Raw genomic sequence first — 236 nt, 5'->3', positions numbered from 1 at the left:
GCTTTTTATTGCAAGAACGCAAAGTTTCCAAATATGTTTCTTTCGGGCTGAGCCTGCTTATTTTATCCACTGTCCCTTATTTGGTTTTTAAACAAGTATCAGCCATCTATACACTTCTTATCATGATTATCGCTGTACTTGGCATTGGGGCAATTGTGACTGGATTGATTGCGGCTGAAGATAAATACAAGGTACTGAAGAAAGAAGCTCTGGTTTTTGACCAACATCACCATAAA

1 pseudogene (running past one end of the window) is annotated in these 236 nt (G+C 38.1%); it reads left to right on the top strand.

The features are described from left to right. A pseudogene (locus MOC09_RS20060) lies at nt 1-236 on the top strand (transcriptional regulator); its annotated part runs 96 nt beyond the window's last position; the annotation flags it as partial.

The organism is Bacillus sp. N12A5 (assembly GCF_026790125.1).
GTDB lineage: Bacteria > Bacillota > Bacilli > Bacillales > Bacillaceae > Bacillus.
Note: the sequence above shows the minus strand (reverse complement) of the source record. Positions and strands in the feature narration are given on the sequence as shown.